Here is an 18,406-nt window from a genome sequence, read left to right as displayed (position 1 = left end):
CGGATCCCGGGGCCCTATGAGCCTCGGGTCGTCCGGCGTTCGAGGAGTGGGGGCAGCGTCAGGAGGCGGGTCAGCCCGAGGGCCAGGAGCAGGGGCCGGTAGTCGACCAGTTCGATCAGGCCCGCGCCGACGGCCAGCCCGAGCGCGTTCGGGGCGTACATCAGGGTGTTCGCGGTGGCGGAGATGCGCCCGAGGAGCGGGGCCGGAGTCTCGCGCTGGACGGCGGTGTACGCGGCGATCAGGACGCAGGGGAGGCCGAAGCCGATCGCCGCGCCGCAGACCAGGGCCACCGCGTCGGACGGGACCGCGCGCAGCGCGACCGCGACCGCTGTGAGGGCGATGCCGTACGCGGCGAAGCGGCGCTCGCCCAGTCGGCGCAGCAGGGGACCCGAGACCAGGCCGATCAGCACCGAGCCGACGCCCTGGGCTACGTAGAGGAGGCCGACGTACGCGGGGGAGTGGCCAAGACCCTCGGCGACGGCGTAGACCGTGGCGCCGTTGAGGCCCGCGAAGAGCATGGTCGTGGCCGCGCCCAGGATCAGTGGCCGGAGTTCCGGGTGATGCCGGAGGTGGCGGATGCCCGCGGCGGTCCGGGCCCGCCAGGCCGAGGGATCCGGGACCGGCGGGGCCTCGCGGACCCGCAGCAGCGCGTACAGCCCGGCCGCGAGGGCGAATGCCACGGCGTCCAGGACGGCCACCCTCGCACCGCCGTACGCCGCGTACAGGCCCGCCCCGGCCGGCGGAGCCAGCAGCTTCATGCCCTCGCCCGCCGTCATGCGCAGGCCGTTGAAGTCGCCGAGGAGGTGCCTGTCGACGGCCATGGCCATGAGCGCCGACTCCGCCGCGTCATGGACGACGCCCGCCGCCCCGTAGAGCAAAAGCACCGTGAAGAGGATCCACAGGCGGTCCCGGGTGGTCACGGCGAACAGCGTCGGCAGGAGCGCGGCCAGGGCCAGGTTCATGGCGATCAGGAGCGGCCGGCGGCGGACGCGGTCCGCGAGCACGCCGAGGACGGGGCCGACGAGCGTGGGGGCCCAGAGGGCGAACACGCACAGGGCCGCCAGACCGTTCGAGCCCGTCAGGTCCTTGACCCAGATGCCCGACACCAGCCACATCGCCGACGAGCCGAAGCCCGAGACCACCACTCCGGCAAGGTACAACCCCGCGTTGCGGTCGCCCAGAACACGCGTCACCGTCCATGTCATGGCAGGTGATCGTGGTGCTAAGGAGGGCGGTCCGGGATCGGGCACCTGACCTATCTCTTCGACCTCGGGCCGCAGGCCCTTTGAGGTGCCGGACATCGGGCCCGACCGGCGCGAGACCCTGCCGAAGGTGCTCGACGAGCTCGCCGAGGCCTGGCGCGACCCGGCCGCGTGGACCGAGACCTGTGCGGGCGGGGTGACGCTGTCGGGTGCGGTCGCCGGGGCCGTGGCCGCCGACGAACTGGTCGTGCACGGCTGGGACCTGGCCCGGGCCACCGGCCAGGAGTACGAGCCCGACGAGGTCGCGCTGCGGGCTGCGTACGGCTTCCTCGCCGCCGCGGCCGCGACCCCGGCTGGAAGCCGTAGCCCGGCCGAGTTGCAGAAGCATACGGACTCCGGAGGGGCTGTGTGTGATCTGATCGAGTGCGACATCGAGGCGTACGGCCCTCATGTCGAGTGCTCACGGGACGCTGCATCGCGAAGGCGAACATCGCGCAGGGATCGTCCGGCGTCCCGGACCTCCTTGGTCACTCCAAGTTCTTTTGTCTGAAGCGTTGACGAAACACGGCTGCGCTCCTACCTTCAACGCGTCGTACTTCGTACGTCATATATGAGACGCGATACACGAGATCAGATACAGATCCGAGAGGCGCGCATGACCTCTGTGCCCATTCCGATCCCGTCCCGCACGCAATTCGTGCTGGAGGGGATCAAACACCGCATCCTCACCGGGCAGTTGACCCCGGGACAGGCCCTGGTCGAGACCGAGCTCGCCGCGCAGTTCGGGGTGTCGAAGACCCCCGTGCGCGAGGCGCTCAAGACCCTGGCCGGTACCGGACTCGTCGTGATGAACCAGTACAAGGGCGTCACGGTACGCATGGTGGACGCGGACATGGCGCGCGAGGTGTACGACGTGCGGCTGCTGCTGGAGCCGGAGGCGCTGCGACGGACCGTACGGCGCCAGGCGTCGCTCGACGCCGCGCGCGACGCGCTGACCCGCGCCGACGAAGCCTCCGACACCGCCGAACGCTCGCTCTCCAACCGGGAGTTCCACCGCGCCCTGTACGTCTCCTGCGGAAACCCGCTGCTCGGCCGGATGCTCGACGAAGTGCGTGACCAGGCCGCTCTCGTGTCGGCGGTCGCCTGGGCCGCCGACCCGTCCTGGGAGCGCGAGGCCAGCGAGCACCGGGAGATCCTGCGCCTCGCGCTGGACGGTGACGCCGACGGCGCGGCCCGCGCGCTGCACGCCCACATCGAGTCGTTCGTGCGACGGGCCTTCCCCGAGACCCAGGAAGAGGTTGGACAGGAATGACAGCGACGTACGAGACCCAGCGGGCGGCGCTCGCCGAGGTCGTGGCGATCCCCGTGACCCCCTTCACGGAGGACGGGACGATCGACGGCGACACCCACCGGGCCCTGCTGCGTCGGCTGCTCGACGGCGGCATCCGCACCCTCACACCGAACGGCAACACCGGTGAGTTCTACGCCCTGACCCCCGAAGAGCGGAACCTAGTCACCGAGTTGACGATCGACGAGGCCGGCGATCGCGCCGCCGTCCTGGTCGGCGTCGGACACGACGTGCCGACCGCCGTCGCCTCCGCCCGGCAGGCCCGGGAGCTCGGGGCGCAGATGGTGATGGTCCATCAGCCCGTGCACCCCTACGTCTCGGAGGGCGGCTGGGTCGACTACCACCGGGCCATCGCCGAGGCCGTGCCGGAGCTGGGCGTCGTGCCCTACATCCGCAACCCGGTGCTGCCCGGCGCCCGGCTCGCCGACCTCGCCGACGTCTGCCCGAACGTGATCGGCGTGAAGTACGCCGTCCCGGACGCGGCCCGCTTCGCCGCCTTCGCCCGGGACGCGGGGCTCGACCGGTTCGTGTGGGTCGCGGGTCTCGCCGAACCGTACGCCCCGTCCTACTTCTCGGCCGGTGCCACGGGCTTCACCTCGGGCCTCGTGAACGTCGCCCCGGCCGTCTCCCTGAACATGATCGAAGCCCTTCGAGCCGGTGACTACCCGGCCGCCATGAAGGTCTGGGAGCAGATCCGCCGCTTCGAGGAACTGCGCGCGGCGAACACCTCCGCCAACAACGTCACCGTGGTCAAGGAGGCCCTCGCCTCGCTCGGCCTGTGCCGCCGCGAGGTCCGCCCGCCGAGCAGGGAACTGCCCGAGTCCGAGCGCGCGGAAGTCGCCGCCATCGCCGCGGGGTGGTCCATATGAGCCAGGGAAGAAAAGAGCCGAAGCGCCCCGAGGAGCTCCGGAGCCATCAGTGGTACGGCAGCGGCGTCTCGTCGGGTCTGCGCTCCTTCAGCCACCGGGCCCGCACCCGCCAGCTCGGCTACCTGCCCGAGGAGCACCTCGGCAAGCCGGTCATCGCGATCCTGAACACCTGGTCCGACATCAACCCCTGTCACGTCCATCTGCGCGACCGCGCGCAGGCCGTGAAGCGGGGAGTGTGGCAGGCCGGGGGTTTCCCGCTCGAATTCCCGGTCTCCACCCTCAGTGAGACCTTCCAGAAGCCGACCCCGATGCTCTACCGCAACCTGCTGGCGATGGAGACCGAGGAACTGCTGCGCTCGTATCCCGTCGACGGCGCGGTGCTGATGGGCGGTTGCGACAAGTCCACGCCCGCCCTGCTCATGGGCGCCGCGTCCGTCGACCTGCCGGCCGTCTTCGTGCCCGCCGGGCCCATGCTGCCCGGTCACTGGCGGGGCGAGGTCCTCGGTTCCGGCACCGACATGTGGAAGTACTGGGACGACAAGCGCGCCGGACTCATCGGCGACTGCGAGATGACCGAGCTGGAGAGCGGGCTCGCGCGGTCCCCGGGGCACTGCATGACCATGGGTACGGCGTCCACGCTGACGGCCGCCGCCGAGGCGCTCGGGGTGACCGTGCCCGGCGCGTCCAGCATCCCCGCCGTCGACTCCGGGCACGACCGGATGGCGGCCGCGGCGGGCCTGAGGATCGTCGAACTCGTCCGCCAGGACCGGAAGCTGTCCGACATCCTCACCGCGGACGCGTTCGAGGACGCGGTGACGACCGTCCTCGGGCTCGGCGGCTCCACCAACGCCGTGATCCATCTGATCGCCATGGCGGGCCGCGCGGGCGTCACCCTCACGCTCGACGACTTCGACCGGATCGCGCGGACCGTGCCGGTGCTCGCGAACGTCCGGCCCGGCGGCCAGAAGTACCTCATGGAGGACTTCCATTTCGCCGGCGGTCTGCCCGGGTTCCTGTCGCGGATCACCGATCTGCTGCACCTGGACCGGCCGACGGTGTCGTACGACAGCCTGCGCGAGCAGCTGGCCGGCGCCCAGGTACACGACGACGACGTCATCCGCACCCGGCACAACCCGGTCGCGGCCGAGGGCGGAGTCGCCGTACTGCGCGGCAACCTCTGCCCCGACGGCGCCGTCATCAAGCACATCGCCGCCGAGCCGCAGCTGCTCAAGCACACCGGTCCCGCGGTCGTCTTCGACGACTACAGGACCATGCAGCGGACCATCAACGACCCGTCGCTCGGCATCACGGCCGACAGCGTGCTGGTGCTGCGGGGCTCCGGGCCCAAGGGCGGTCCCGGCATGCCGGAGTACGGCATGCTGCCCATCCCCGACCACCTGCTGAAGCAGGGTGTACGGGACATGCTACGGATCTCCGACGCCCGGATGAGCGGCACGAGTTACGGCGCCTGTGTGCTGCACGTGGCGCCCGAGTCGCACATCGGCGGCCCCCTCGCCCTGGTACGCACCGGGGACACGATCACCCTCGACGTCGAGGCACGGTCGCTCCAGCTCAACGTGGACGACGAGGAGTTGGAGCGGCGCAGGGCGGAGTGGACGGCGCCGCCCGAACGGTACGAGCGCGGGTACGGGGCGCTCTACAACGAGCAGATCACCCAGGCGGACACCGGCTGCGACTTCGCGTTCCTGGCCCGGCCGGGGAAGGTGCCGGACCCGTACGCGGGCTGAGCGTGCCCGCGAGGGCCACTCTCCCCCGAGCGCCAACGACCAACATCCGAACAGCATCTGATCGACATCTCGAACGGTGGACGGCAAGCGCTTCACCCATGTGTACGTAGCAAGCGCTTCCTGTCCGTACGGCAAGCGTTCCACGGCACCCGCCAGAACGGAGAACAGTCATGGCCCAAGCCGCAGTCGTGGCGAAACAGCCCGCGCCACCCCGGCGGCGCCGTGGCTCGGCGACGCCCCGCAAGCTCCCGTATCTGCTGATCGCCCCGGCGGGCCTGCTGATGCTGGGCTTCATCGCCTACCCGGTCATCAGCGTCTTCTACTACAGCCTGCAGAACTACAACCCCACCAAACCGTGGCGCAACGGCTTCGCGGGCTTCGACAACTTCACCCACGCGTTCACCAGCGACCCCCAGTTCTGGGACACACTCACCTTCAGCGCCAAGTGGGTCTTCGTCGAGGTCGGCCTGCAACTGCTCTTCGGGCTCGCGCTCGCGCTGATCGTCAACCAGACCTTCGTGGGACGGGCCGTCGGCCGCGCACTGGTCTTCTCGCCCTGGGCCGTCTCCGGCGTGCTGACCTCCGCGATCTGGGTGCTGCTCTACAACTCCCAGACCGGCATCACCCGTTACCTGGCCGACGCGGGCATCGGCCAGTACGGCACCAGCTGGCTGTCGGACACCTCCACCGTCTTCCCGGCGGCCGTGGTCGCCGACCTGTGGCGCGGTGTCCCCTTCTTCGCGATCCTGATCCTCGCCGACCTCCAGTCCGTCTCCAAGGACCTGTACGAGGCCGCCGAGGTCGACGGCGCCAGCCGCTTCAAGCAGTTCCTGCACATCACGCTGCCGCACCTGAAGGACGCCATCATCCTGTCCACGCTGCTGCGCGCGGTGTGGGAGTTCAACAACGTCGACCTGCTCTACACGCTGACGGGCGGTGGTCCCGCGGGCGAGACGACGACCCTCCCGCTCTACATCGCCAACACCAGCGTCGACGCCCACAACTTCGGCTACGCGTCCGCCCTCACCACGGTCGCGTTCGTGATTCTGCTGTTCTGTTCGGTCGTCTATCTGCGACTGAGCAAGTTCGGAGGCGGGGACAAGTGATCACCAAGGACGCCACGATCAGCGCCCCCGCGGCGCCCGCCCCGCCCGCCGAGGAGCCCCGGCAGCGCCCGGGAAAGAAGCGCCGCGCCTGGGACGAGGTCCCACGATGGCACATCTACCTCCCGCTCTCCCTCTACCTCCTCTTCACCCTGATCCCCTTCTACTGGATCCTGCTCTTCGCGCTCCGCCCGGCCGGTTCGACCTCGCTCGTGCCGTGGCCCATGACCTTCGACCACTTCGACAAGGTGTGGAACGACCGCAGCTTCGGGACCTACTTCCAGAACAGCGTGCTCATCGCCGTCGCCACCCTGGTGATGACGACCCTCGTCGCCCTCGCCGGCGGCTACGCCCTGGCCCGCTTCGACTTCAGGATCAAGCGCGGCTTCATGCTGGCGCTGCTCTGCTCCCAGTTCGTGCCGGGCGCGCTGCTCCTGGTCCCGCTCTTCCAGATCTTCGCCAAGCTCCAGATGATCAACTCGCTGGGCAGCGTCATCATCGCCGAGACGGTCTTCCAGCTGCCGCTGTCGATGATCCTCATCAGCGGGTTCATCAGGAACGTCCCGTACTCGCTCGAAGAGGCCGCCTGGGTCGACGGCTGCGACCGCTTCACCGCCTTCCGGATCGTCGTCCTGCCCCTGCTGCGGCCCGGGCTGATCGCCGTCGGCTCCTTCGCCTTCGTGCACGCTTGGAACCACTTCCTGTTCGCCCTGATGTTCCTCAGCGACCAGAGCAAGCAGACCATCCCCGTCGGCCTCAACACGCTGATGAGCTCCGACAGCGTCGACCTGGGCGCGCTCGCCGCGGGCGGCATCATCGCGGCCGTCCCCGTCGTCATCGTCTTCGCCTTCATCCAGAAGTGGCTGATCACCGGCTTCAGCGCAGGGGCGGTGAAGGGATGAGGCCCGCCGAGGAATTCCCGTCGAGCACGCCCACCGGAAAACTGCCGCTGCCCGTCGTTCTCGCGGGTGCGCGCGGCCACGGCCGTTGGCACCTGGAGAACATCCGCCGGCTCCAGGACATGGGGCTCGTACGGCTGGCGGGCATCTGCGAGCTGACCCCGCTCAGTGCGGAGGAACTGAACGGGCGGACCGTCGAGCAGTCGGCCGACTTCGGCGCCCTCCTCGACTCCACCGGCGCCGCGATCGCCGTGATCTGCACCCCCATCCCCACTCACACCGACCTCGCGCTGATCGCCGCGGGCAAGGGCGTACACCTGCTCCTGGAGAAGCCGCCCGCGCCGTCGTACGCGGAGTTCCGCCGGATGGCCGACGGGGTCGCCGCGGCCGGGGTCGTCTGCCAGATCGGCTTCCAGTCGCTCGGCTCGCAGGCCGTGCCCGCGATCCGGAAGCTGATCGCGCAGGGTGTGATCGGCCAGGTGGCCGGGATCGGCGGGGCGGGCGCCTGGGCACGCGACGAGGCGTACTACCGGCGGGCGCCGTGGGCGGGCAAGCGCCGTCTGAACGGTGTGGACGTGATCGACGGGGCGCTCACCAACCCCCTCGCGCACGCCGTCGCCACCGCCCTCGCGCTCAACGGGTCCACCCGCGCCGAGGACGTCACCGCGATCGAGACCGAGCTGCTGCACGCCAACGACATCGAGTCGGACGACACGTCCTGCGTACGGATCACCACCCCGCGGGGCCGGGTCACCGTCGCCGCCACGCTCTGTGCCGAGCGGCCCGACGAACCGTACGTCCTGGTGCACGGCGGCAGCGGCCGGATCACCTTCTGGTACAAGCAGGACCGCGTGTTGGTGCAGCGGTCGGGGCACGGCCCCGAGGAGATCGAGTACGGCCGTACGGACCTGCTGGAGAACCTGGTCGCGCATCTGACGGAGGGCGCCGAACTGCTGGTCGCGCCGGACGCGACGGGTGCCTTCATGAAGGTGGTGGAGGCGATCCGGCAGGCGCCGGACCCGCTCGCGCTGCCCGCCGACGCCTGGGAGCTGCTCCCCGAGGAAGGCCGCCGGGTCGTGCCCGGCATCGAAGGACTCGTCGCGGCCGCCGCCGACACCCTCGCCCTCTACTCCGAGCTCGGCGCCCCCTGGGCCCGGCCGCACCAGGTCCCGAACGACGTTCGAAGCGACGTCCCGAACAAGGCCGTGAATGAGGCCGCGAACAAGGCCGTCGACGAGGCCGCGAACAAGGCCGCCAACGAGGCCGCGAACAAGGTGGGAAGCGAGGTGAGCACCCCATGAACCACGCGCAGAGCACCGACTCGCTCGTCCTGCGAGTCGCGGGCCGCCCGGTCGGCCGGTACGTCACCCGGCCCGAACTCGCGCCCCGCTTCTCGCCGCGCCCCTACCTCCACCCGGTCACCACCCTGGCGGGCACGGCCGTCACCGAACTCAGCCCCGCCGACCACACCCACCACCTCGGCGTCGGTGTCGCCGTTCCCGACGTCGAGGGGCACAACTTCTGGGGCGGCCGCACCTACGTCCGCGACCAGGGACCCACCGAGCTGGCCAACCACGGCGCCCAGCGGCACTCCGGTTTCCAGCTGCGCGACCCCGACGGCTTCGTGGCGGAGCTGCGCTGGGTGGCCGCGGGCGGCGAGCTGCTGCGCGAGCGCCGCACGGTCGCCGTCACCGAACTCACCGACTCCGCCTGGGCGTTGGACTTCACCTTCTCCCTCACCAACACGACCACGCACCCCCTCTCGATCGGCAGCCCGGCCACCAACGGGCGCCCCGGAGCGGCCTACGGCGGCTTCTTCTGGCGGGCCCGCAAGGAAGCACGGGCGCCGCGCGTGTTCACCGCCGACGCCGAGGGCGAGGAGGCGGTCCACGGGGCCCCCGCCGACTGGCTCGCCCTCGTGGGCGCGGGCTGGACCCTCGTCTTCGCCGGGGCCACCGCGGCGACCCGCCGCGACCCGTGGTTCGTGCGCACCGCCGAGTACCCGGGCGTCGGCTCCTCCCTCGCGCACACCGAACGGCTGCCGATCCCGCCCGGGGAGACCGTCGTACGCCGGGTCGTCACCGTCGTCGCGGACGGCACCCTCGGCAGAAGCGAGGCCGCGGCGCTGGTACGCAAGGCGGTGAGCCCCTGATGGCGCTGACCTCCGCCGACCTCGGCGACGGCACCTATCGCAACCCCGTCCTCGACGCCGACTGGTCCGACCCCGACCTTGTGTGCGTGGGCGACGACTTCTACCTCACCGCCTCCAGCTTCGGTCGCGTGCCCGGCCTGCCGCTCCTGCACTCCCGCGACCTGGTCAACTGGACGCTCGTCGGACACGCCCTCCAACTCCTCGAGCCCGCGAGGGATTTCAGGAAGCCCAGGCACGACTGCGGGGTGTGGGCGCCGTCCCTGCGGCACCACGACGACCGCTTCTGGATCTTCTGGGGCGACCCCGACCACGGCATCTTCCAGGTCAACGCCCCGGAGATCCGCGGTCCCTGGACCCGGCCGCACCTGGTCAAGGAGGGCAAGGGACTCATCGACGCCTGCCCGCTGTGGGACGAGGAGACCGGCGAGGCGTATCTCGTGCACGCCTGGGCCAAGTCCCGCGCGGGCGTGAAGAACCGGCTCACCGGCCACCGTATGCGCCCCGACGGCACCGGACTGCTCGACGAGGGCAAGGTGATCATCGACGCGGACCGGATCCCGGGCTGGTTCACCCTCGAAGGGCCCAAGGCCTACCGGCACGACGGCTGGTTCTGGATCTTCGCACCCGCCGGGGGAGTGGAGACCGGCTGGCAGGGCGCCTTCCGCTCGCGCGGCTTCTTCGGCCCCTACGAGGAGCGGGTGGTGCTGGAACAGGGGGACACCGAGGTCAACGGCCCCCACCAGGGCGGCTGGGTGCGCACGGGGGCCGGCGAGGACTGGTTCGCACACTTCCAGCAACGCGGGCCCTACGGGCGGGTCGTCCACCTCCAGCCGATGCGCTGGGGCGACGACAGCTGGCCGGTGCTCGGTGACAAGGGTGTCCCCGTCGCCGTACACCGGAAGCCGCGACTGCCGCCGCAGCCGCCCTCCGCGCCCGCCACGGACGACGACTTCCCCGGCGGCCGGTTCGGACGGCAGTGGCAGTGGACAGCCAACCCCCATGACGGCTGGGCCACCCAGCACTCGGCGGACGGACTGCGGCTGAGCTGCGTACGGACGGTGGACGCGCACGACCTGCGCGGACTGCCGAACGTCCTCACCCAGCGGTTACCCGGCACCCCCGCCACCGTCGAGGTGGAGCTGCGCCTCGACAGCGAGGAGCCGGGGGCGCGGGCGGGACTCGCGGTGCTCGGGGACGCCTTCAGCTGGATCGGGCTCCAGCGGGAGGCGGACGGGTCGGTACGGCTCGTACACCGGTTCGCCGAATCGGTTGCCGAGAGGGAGCGCGACGCCGCACATCCGCGAGAGGCGCCCGAGGGGCGGGCCCGGCTGTGGATCGAGAGCGGGGCGGGGGCGCGCTGCCGGTTCTCGTACGACGTCGGGGGTGGCCGGCAGCCCTCCGGCCAGGTCTTCGCCGCCACCCCCTGGCGCTGGGTCGGCGCCCTGCTCGGACTTTTCGCACTCGCGCCCGTCGGCGGGGGACACGCCGGCGCGGCCTCGTTCACGCAGTTCCGCATCACCAGTTCCTTCCGCTGACAAGACCCCACCACCCCGTTGGATCCAGAAGAAGAGAGCCGATCAATGAAGATCAACATCCACAGAACCGGGCGTGCCGCGACGGTCGTCGCCCTGGGCTCCGTGCTCGCGCTCACCGCCACCGCCTGCGGCGACAACGGCAGCGGAGCGGCGGGCGACAAGGGCACCGAGGGCTCGGGCAAGGGCGAGATCACCTTCTGGGACAACAACGGCGGTGTCCGCACCGACATCTGGAAGCAGATCATCGCGGACTTCGAGAAGAAGTACCCGGACATCAAGGTCAAGTACGTCGGCATCCCGGCGGCGAGCGCCCAGTCGAAGTACGACACCGCCATCCAGGGCGGCGGCCTGCCCGACGTCGGCGGTGTGGGTACCGCGATGCTCGCCGAGGTCGCCGTCCAGGGAGCGCTTGAGCCGCTGGACAGCCGGCTCAAGGGGAGCTCACTGAACGGCAAGCTGAGCCAGAACCTGCTCGACGTCAGCCGGTCCGCGGGCGGCGGTGACGCCCTGTACCAGGTGCCGACCTCCGCCAACAACGGCACGCTGTGGTACCGGACGGACCTGTTCAAGGCGGCGGGAGTGGACGCCCCGACCACCTGGTCGAAGTTCTACGACGCCGCCGACAAGCTCACCGACGAGGGCAAGAACAAGTTCGGCTTCACCATCCGGGGCGGCGAGGGCGCCATCGCGCCGGCCCTCGACGCGGTGTACGGCCAGACCGGCATCACCTCGTTCTGGAACGGCGACAAGACCACCGTCAACGACCCGAAGAACGTCGCCGCCCTCGAGAAGTACATCGCCCTGTACAAGAAGGACACCCCGTCCGCCGACGTCAACAACGACTTCACCAAGATGGTCGCCCAGTGGGACAGCGGCACCATCGGCATGCTCAGCCACAACCTCGGCTCCTACCAGGACCACGTGAAGGCGCTGGGCGCGGAGAAGTTCCGCGGCATCCCGAACCCGACGCAGGACGACGGCACACGCGTGCAGGTGTCCAACCCGGTCGACGGGATGAGCCTGTTCAAGTCCAGCAAGAACAAGTCGGCCGCCTGGAAGTTCATCGAGTTCGCCCTCTCGGCGGCGGAGAACTCCAAGTTCAACGAGTCGGCGGGACAGGTCCCGGCGAACACCGACGCCGCGAAGGACGCGTGGATCCAGAAGGCAGAGCCCACCAAGCTGGCCGCCGAGGCGCTGAACGGGGCCGGCACCAAGATCGTGCAGCTGCCGTACTACCTGCCGGACTGGAACACGATCTCCAAGTCCGACAACGAGCCGAACTTCCAGAAGCTGTTGCTCGGGAAGATGAGCGCGAAGCAGTTCCTGGACACGCTGGCCGATCAGTTGAACAAGGCGCAGGCGGACTGGAAGGCGAATCACTGACAACTCGGGTGGTCCGGTCGGTTTCTGGCTGCGGGGCCGTTGTGGCTGGTCGCGCAGTTCCCCGCGCCCCCAAAGACAGGGGTGCGGGCCCCTCCCCCTGCTGAAAGGCACACGTTCGTGTCCCTTACGCGTAGACAGGTCACCTCGGCGGCTCTTGCCGTCGTTCCCGGCGCCCTCGTGGCAACCGGTACCGCACAGGCCGCCCAGCGTTGCCGCACCCTCTATGTCGCGGGTGACTCCACCGCTGCTCAGAAGTACGTCGACGCCGCGCCGGAGACCGGCTGGGGCATGGCGCTTCCGTTCTTTCTGCGGGAGCAGCTGGAAGTCGCCAACCACGCCGTGAACGGGCGGAGTTCGAAGAGTTTCGTCGACGAGGGACGGCTCGAGGTCGTTCTCGAGGCGATCCGGCCCGGCGACTTCCTGCTCGTCCAGTTCGGGCACAACGACGAGAAGAGCGCCGACCCGACGCGCTACACCGAACCCTGGACGACGTACCAGGACTACCTGCGGCAGTACGTCGACGGGGCGCGGGCCCGTGGCGCGCGGCCGGTGCTCGCCACCTCCGTGGAGCGCAGAAAGTTCGACGCGGACGGCAACGCCGTACCGACCCACGGCGACTACCCGGCGGCGATGCGCGCCCTCGCCGAGGAGGAGCGCGTGGCGCTGCTCGACATCCAGGCCCTGTCGATCGCCCTGTGGCAGCGGCTCGGTGTCGAGGAGACCAAGAAGTACTTCAACTGGACCGCGACCGAGCAGGACAACACCCACTTCAACCCGCCGGGTGCGATCGCCGTGGCCCGTCTCGTCGCGGCCGAGCTGCTGCACCGCCGGGTGCTGGCACACCGGGACGTGCGCCGGCTGGACGAGGAAGTACCCGAGTCCTGGATCACCTGGCCGGCCGCGACCGCGTAACCCCCTTCCACAGAACCTCCGCCAGAAGGAGAGCAGCACAGTGAACACACAGAGATGGCATGCTCATGCCATGACAGGCCCGGCGACGACGGCCCTGCTGGTCGGTTGCACCGCCCTGGCCCTCGCCGTCACCGGCACCACCGCCCAGGCCCAGACCCGGACGGGCGACGTCGGCCGAGGGACCCTCGCCGCCGGTGACGGCTGGGGCTCCGAGGGCATGGGGACCTCCGGCGGCGCGGCGGCCGACGCCGCGCACGTGTACACCGTCACCACCTGGGCCGAGTTCAAGGCCGCGCTGAAGAGCGGCGGCACCGCCCCGAAGATCATCCGGGTGAAGGGCACGATCGACGCCAACGCCGAGGGCTGCGACTCCTTCGCCGCGCCGGGCTACGACTTCGACGCCTATCTGCAGAAGTACTCGCCGGAGAACTGGGGATACGGCACCAACCTGGACGCCGAGCCGGACGACAGCCCCGAAGGCCTGCGCCGTGCCTCCGCCGCCAACCAGGACACCGCCATCAAGGCGGAGATCCCCGCCAACACCACCCTCGTCGGTCTCGGCAAGGGCGCGGGGTTCAAGGGCGCCAGCCTCCAGATCAAGGCCGTGGACAACGTCATCGTCCGCAACCTCACCTTCGAGAGCCCGCTCGACTGCTTCCCGCAGTGGGACCCGACCGACACCTCCGTCGGCAACTGGAACTCCGAGTACGACGGCGCGGTGGTGTACGGCTCCACGCACGTCTGGCTGGACCACAACACCTTCACCGACGGGGACCACCCCGACAGCACGCTGCCCACGTACTTCGGCCGGATCTTCGAGCAGCACGACGGCGAGCTGGACATCGTCAAGGGCGCGGACTACGTGACGGCCTCCTGGAACGTCTTCGCCGACCACGACAAGACGATCCTCATCGGCAACAGCGACAGCGCGTCCACCGCGGCGGTCGACCGGGGCCACCTCAAGGTCACCTTCCACCACAATCTGTTCTCGAACCTCGTCGAGCGCGCGCCGCGCGTCCGCTTCGGCCAGGTCGACTCGTACAACAACCACTTCGTCGCGGGCGACGGCTACTCCTACAGCTACGGCATCGGCATGGAGTCCCAACTCGTCGCCGAGCACAACGCGTTCACGCTGCCCGCCGGGGTCAGCGCGGCGACCGTCCTGAAGAAGTGGAAGGAGGCGCCGCTCACCGCCGCGGACAACTACGTCAACGGGGCGGCCACCGACCTGATCGCCGTGCACAACGCGGAGATCCCGGCGGAGACGCTGCAGTCCGGGGCCGGATGGACGCCGACCCTGCGCACCGAGGTCGACCCGCCGCGGGCGGTGCCCCGGATCGTCGACCGCGGCGCGGGCGCCGGAAAGAGCTGCTGACCCACGTCGGACCTTCGCCGGACCCACGCCCGACCGACCCACCAGCGACCCGTCTCCTGGTCAGGCCGGAGCGGCTCCGCACCCGCCCATCACCCAGGGCGCGCCGCTCCGGCCCCTTTCCCCGCGGAGCCCGCGGGGCTCTTGAGCCGCCGCACAGCGAAGGAGCATCGTCATGCTCTCCCGCACCACCCCCAGTCGCAGAACCTTCCTCGCCGCCGGTGCCGGAGCCGCTCTGGCGCTCGGTCTCGCGGCCCCCGCGCGGGCCCAGGGGCGCTCCCCCTTCGGGCGCTACGGTTCGCCGTCCGCCCGGCTCACCGAGCGGACCCTGTACGTCCACCCCGGCGGCCTCGGCGACCACACCACCGTCCAGGCCGCCGTCAGCGCGGTGAGCGGGGCCGGATACACGCTGGTCGTCGCGCCGGGCGCGTACCGCGAGACGGTCGCCGTCGGTGTCGACCGTACGGAGATGACCTGGATCGGCGCCTCCGGGGACCCGCGTGACGTCGTCGTCGTGTACGACAACGCCAACGGCACCCCGAAGCCCGGCGGCGGCACCTACGGGACCACCGGGTCGGCCACCACCACCGTGCAGGCCGACGGGTTCACCGCCCGTTCGATCACCTTCGCCAACGACTTCCTGCGCGCCGACCACCCCGAGATCACCGGCACCCAGGCGGTCGCCGTCAAGGTGCAGGGCGACCGCTCGGCCTTCGTGGGGTGCCGGTTCCTGGGCCACCAGGACACGCTGTACGCCGACTCGATCGCGCTCGGCACCTTCGCCCGCCAGTACTACCGCGACTGTTACGTCGAAGGTGACGTGGACTTCGTCTTCGGCCGGGCGACCGCCGTCTTCGAGCGCTGCCACTTCCGCACCCTGAGCCGCACGGACCTGGCGACCGCCCCGTACGGCTTCGTCTTCGCCCCCTCCACCGCGCTCGCCAACCCGCGCGGCTACCTGGTCACCCACGGCCGTGTCAGCAGCGCGGCCCCGGACGCGTACTACAAGCTCGCCCGCCCCTGGGTGCCCGGCTCGGACACCACCGCCCGGCCCATGCTGACCGTCCGCGACACCCGCCTCGCCGCCGGGATCGACGCGGTCGCGCCCTACACCAACATGGCGGACGCCTACCCGTGGCAGAGCCAGCGCTTCGCCGAGTACCGGAACACGGGGCCAGGCGCGGTCATCAGCGTCCCGGAGAACCGTCCCCAACTGAGCCCCGGGGAGGCCGAGTCGGCGACCCGGGAGGCGTATCTCGGCGACTGGACACCGTGGAAGGGGTGCTGAGATGCGCCGACGCGCCTTTCTCGCCACGGCCGGTGCGCTCGGCGTCCTCGGCGCGACTCCCGCCTTCGCGGGCGGGCGCCGCGCGCTGCACGTGCGCCCCGGTGACTCCGTCCAGGCCGCCGTCGACGCGGTGACGGGCGCCGGCTGGACGATCGTCGTGCACCCGGGCACGTACCGCGAGGTCGTGAACATCCCCGCCGACAAGGCCGGCCTGACGCTGCTCGGCGCCACCCGCGACCCGCGCGACGCCGTCATCGTCTTCGACCGCGCGGGCGGCACGCAGAAGCCGGACGGCTCCGGAACGTACGGCACCGCGGGCTCCGCCACCTTCACCTCGGCGGCGCCCGGGCTCACCGTGCACGGGCTGACGCTCGCCAACGACTGGCTGCGCGCCGACCACCCGGACATCACCGGGACGCAGGCGGTGGCGGCGTACGTCACCGGGGACCGCTCGTCCTTCACCCATGTCCGCCTGCTGGCACACCAGGACACCCTGTTCGCGGATACGACGGCCCTGACCGCCTTCGACCGCCAGTACTACCGCGAGTGCTACATCGAGGGCGACGTCGACTTCGTCTTCGGGCGGGCCACCGCCGTCTTCGAACGCTGCCACTTCCACACCCTCGACCGCGACGTCGCCTTCAAGCCCGAGGGGATGGTCTTCGCGCCCTCCACGGCCCGCGCCAACCCGCACGGTTTCCTGGCCCTGCGCGGCCGGGTCACCTCGGGTGCGCAGGACGGTGCGTACAAGATCGCGCGGCCGTGGGTGCCGTCGTACGAGACGACGGCGTGGCCGTCCCTGGTCGTACGGGAGACGGAACTCGGCCCCGGCATCGACGCGGTGGCGCCCTACGTCGACATGCGCGAGGCCTACCCCTGGCAGTCCATGCGCTTTCGCGAGTACCGCAACACCGGTCCCGGCGCGGAGATCACCGTGCCGGAGAACCGTCCCCAGCTCACGGACACGGAAGCCGTGTCGCACACGCGTGCGGCGTATCTGGGCGACTGGTGCCCGTGATGTCCCCGAAGGGCGCCCCGGAGAAAGCACCGAAGCAGTCCCCCACCGTATCGACGAAAGGACCGCACTCCATGTCTCGTCGAACCGCTCTCGCCCTCGGCGCCACCTTGGCGCTCGGCGCCGGACTCGCCGTCCTGCCCACCCAGGCCCAGGCGGCGACCGTCGTCGTCAGCACCACGGCCGACCTCACCAGCGCCATCAAGAACGCCACCGCCGGCACCGTCATCCAGGTGCGCGCCGGCACGTACTACCCGACGGCCACCCTCCAGTCGACGGCCAACGGCACCTCGTCGAGCCCTGTCACCCTCCAGGCGTACGGCTCGGAGACGGTGAAGATCGACGGCTCGTCGCTGCCCGCCGGCGACTGGATCTTCAAGCTGACCGCCGACTACTGGAACGTCTCCCACCTCACCTTCCAGAACTCCCCGGACAGCGCGGTCGTCTGCCAGTCCTGCACCGGCACGAACTGGAACGACATCAAGACCATCAACGGCGGTGACTCCGGCTTCACGCTCACGGGTGACGGCACCGTCAACAACACGGTCAAGAACATCGACTCGTACGGCAACTACGACGCCGCCACCCATGGCGAGAACGCGGACGGCGTCGCCGTGAAGTTCGGCTCCGGCACCGGCAATCTGATCACCGGCGCCCGCCTGTACAACAACTCGGACGACGGCATCGACTTCTGGTCCTTCTCGTCGCCCGTCACCGTCGAGCACACCTGGTCCTTCGGCAACGGCAAGAACCGTTGGGGCGACTCGGCCTTCGCGGGCGACGGCAACGGCTACAAGCTGGGCGGCGACGGCGAGGTCGTCGCGCACGTCGTCAACAACTCCGCCGCCTGGGACGACGCGGGCAACGGCTTCACCGAGAACTCCAACACCGGCGCGATCGTCATCAACCGCACCACCACGTACGCCAACGGCAAGTACGGCTACTACTTCGCGACCAGCTCCGCGAAGCTCGGCAAGAACCTGGCGGTGAGCAACGGCAGCGCGGCGGTCTCCAAGGGGTCCTCGGTCACGTCCGCCGGCAACAACTGGGACTCGGGCGTCTCCACCCCGTCCTTCGTCTCCACGGACGCGTCGACGACGTACAACGCCCGCAAGTCCGACGGCTCGCTGCCCGCGACGACGTTCCTGACGACGGGGAGCACGACGATCGGCGCCACGATGAACTAGTCCTCAGCAGGCGCTCCGTGCGGGAGGCGGCACGGCCGACCGCTTCCCGTACGTACGTCGGCGCCCACTCAGCCCAAGTGCCACAGGGCGTACGCCACCACGCACAGGATCACACCGGCGAACGCCATCAGCGCACCCAGGAACCGGAGATAGCCCGGGGTCGCGAAAAGGGTGGGCGACCCACCCAGGCGCCCCATCGCCGCCCAGCTCTCCTCATTCTTACGGCGTATCCGCTCGGAGCGCCGGGTGGTGATCCCCCGCGCGTCGAACGCCCAACTCACTCCGCACCAGAGGGCGACCAGGCCACCCAGCAGGAACACGGCGAGGACGACCGGCGAGGGGCCGTGCGACCCCGCGGCGAGCTTGAACCCATCAGCCAATGTTTCGGACCCC

At 70.4% G+C, this 18,406-nt stretch carries 16 protein-coding genes and 1 pseudogene; 15 read left to right on the top strand and 2 right to left on the bottom strand.

All coding sequences use genetic code 11. The features are described 5' to 3' along the window. Positions 1-14: 14 nt before the first annotated feature. Positions 15-1,205 carry an MFS transporter gene (locus ACZ7M3_RS16870; protein WP_472064064.1) on the bottom strand — a complete coding sequence of 397 codons (1,191 nt, stop codon included), beginning with the start codon at positions 1,203-1,205 and terminating at the stop codon, positions 15-17. A gap of 85 nt (positions 1,206-1,290) precedes the next feature. On the opposite strand from ACZ7M3_RS16870, the pseudogene ACZ7M3_RS16865 reads away from it, so the two are divergent. The 15 genes and pseudogenes from ACZ7M3_RS16865 to ACZ7M3_RS16795 form a co-directional block, all read left to right on the top strand. Beyond that, positions 1,291-1,554: pseudogene (locus tag ACZ7M3_RS16865) on the top strand (maleylpyruvate isomerase N-terminal domain-containing protein); the annotation flags it as partial. A 303-nt stretch (positions 1,555-1,857) separates the two neighbouring features. Continuing rightward, on the top strand, positions 1,858-2,514 hold the full coding sequence (locus ACZ7M3_RS16860; RefSeq protein WP_472064062.1) for a GntR family transcriptional regulator: 657 nt from the start codon (positions 1,858-1,860) through the stop codon (positions 2,512-2,514). Beyond that, positions 2,511-3,419, top strand: coding sequence for a dihydrodipicolinate synthase family protein (locus tag ACZ7M3_RS16855; protein ID WP_472064060.1), 909 nt, complete (start codon positions 2,511-2,513; stop codon positions 3,417-3,419). The genes ACZ7M3_RS16860 and ACZ7M3_RS16855 overlap by 4 nt, the downstream gene beginning before the upstream one ends. Next, positions 3,416-5,167, top strand: coding sequence for an L-arabinonate dehydratase (gene araD / locus ACZ7M3_RS16850; RefSeq protein WP_472064058.1), 1,752 nt, complete (start codon positions 3,416-3,418; stop codon positions 5,165-5,167). The genes ACZ7M3_RS16855 and araD overlap by 4 nt, the downstream gene beginning before the upstream one ends. A gap of 170 nt (positions 5,168-5,337) precedes the next feature. Beyond that, complete coding sequence (locus ACZ7M3_RS16845; RefSeq protein WP_075026190.1) at positions 5,338-6,273, top strand: carbohydrate ABC transporter permease; 936 nt, start codon at positions 5,338-5,340, stop codon at positions 6,271-6,273. Continuing rightward, the gene (locus ACZ7M3_RS16840) at positions 6,270-7,172 is read left to right on the top strand and encodes a carbohydrate ABC transporter permease (RefSeq protein ID WP_075026189.1); all 903 of its coding nucleotides are present in this window, start codon (positions 6,270-6,272) and stop codon (positions 7,170-7,172) included. Before ACZ7M3_RS16845 ends, ACZ7M3_RS16840 begins: the two co-directional genes overlap by 4 nt. Next, entirely contained in the window at positions 7,169-8,470 is a 1,302-nt protein-coding gene (locus ACZ7M3_RS16835) for a Gfo/Idh/MocA family protein (RefSeq protein WP_472064056.1), read from the top strand. The genes ACZ7M3_RS16840 and ACZ7M3_RS16835 overlap by 4 nt, the downstream gene beginning before the upstream one ends. Beyond that, positions 8,467-9,321, top strand: coding sequence for a DUF6807 domain-containing protein (locus ACZ7M3_RS16830; RefSeq protein WP_472064054.1), 855 nt, complete (start codon positions 8,467-8,469; stop codon positions 9,319-9,321). The genes ACZ7M3_RS16835 and ACZ7M3_RS16830 overlap by 4 nt, the downstream gene beginning before the upstream one ends. Next, positions 9,321-10,856: a glycoside hydrolase family 43 protein gene (locus tag ACZ7M3_RS16825; RefSeq protein ID WP_472064052.1), complete on the top strand. Its 1,536-nt coding sequence runs from the start codon at positions 9,321-9,323 to the stop codon at positions 10,854-10,856. Before ACZ7M3_RS16830 ends, ACZ7M3_RS16825 begins: the two co-directional genes overlap by 1 nt. A 45-nt stretch (positions 10,857-10,901) precedes the next feature. Beyond that, complete coding sequence (locus ACZ7M3_RS16820; RefSeq protein WP_472064050.1) at positions 10,902-12,239, top strand: ABC transporter substrate-binding protein; 1,338 nt, start codon at positions 10,902-10,904, stop codon at positions 12,237-12,239. 117 nt (positions 12,240-12,356) lie between these two features. Then, the gene (locus ACZ7M3_RS16815) at positions 12,357-13,151 is read left to right on the top strand and encodes a rhamnogalacturonan acetylesterase (RefSeq protein ID WP_472064048.1); all 795 of its coding nucleotides are present in this window, start codon (positions 12,357-12,359) and stop codon (positions 13,149-13,151) included. Between the two features lie 40 nt (positions 13,152-13,191). Continuing rightward, positions 13,192-14,526, top strand: coding sequence for a pectate lyase family protein (locus ACZ7M3_RS16810; protein WP_472064046.1), 1,335 nt, complete (start codon positions 13,192-13,194; stop codon positions 14,524-14,526). Between the two features lie 172 nt (positions 14,527-14,698). Continuing rightward, positions 14,699-15,811: a pectinesterase family protein gene (locus ACZ7M3_RS16805; RefSeq protein ID WP_472064044.1), complete on the top strand. Its 1,113-nt coding sequence runs from the start codon at positions 14,699-14,701 to the stop codon at positions 15,809-15,811. Position 15,812: 1 nt separating this feature from the next. Beyond that, positions 15,813-16,829: a pectinesterase family protein gene (locus ACZ7M3_RS16800; protein ID WP_472064042.1), complete on the top strand. Its 1,017-nt coding sequence runs from the start codon at positions 15,813-15,815 to the stop codon at positions 16,827-16,829. A 71-nt stretch (positions 16,830-16,900) separates the two neighbouring features. Next, a complete protein-coding gene (locus ACZ7M3_RS16795; protein WP_472064040.1) occupies positions 16,901-18,013 on the top strand; it encodes a right-handed parallel beta-helix repeat-containing protein in 1,113 nt (370 codons plus the stop codon). Between the two features lie 68 nt (positions 18,014-18,081). Here ACZ7M3_RS16795 and ACZ7M3_RS16790 read toward each other — a convergent pair whose 3' ends face one another. Next, positions 18,082-18,393, bottom strand: a complete 312-nt coding sequence (locus tag ACZ7M3_RS16790; protein WP_472064038.1) for a hypothetical protein — start codon at positions 18,391-18,393, stop codon at positions 18,082-18,084. Positions 18,394-18,406 lie beyond the last annotated feature (13 nt).

The sequence above is a fragment of the Streptomyces sp. NPDC111656 genome, assembly GCF_055656965.1.
The sequence above is the reverse complement of the archived record's forward strand: the minus strand, read 5'-3'. Positions and strand labels throughout refer to the sequence as shown.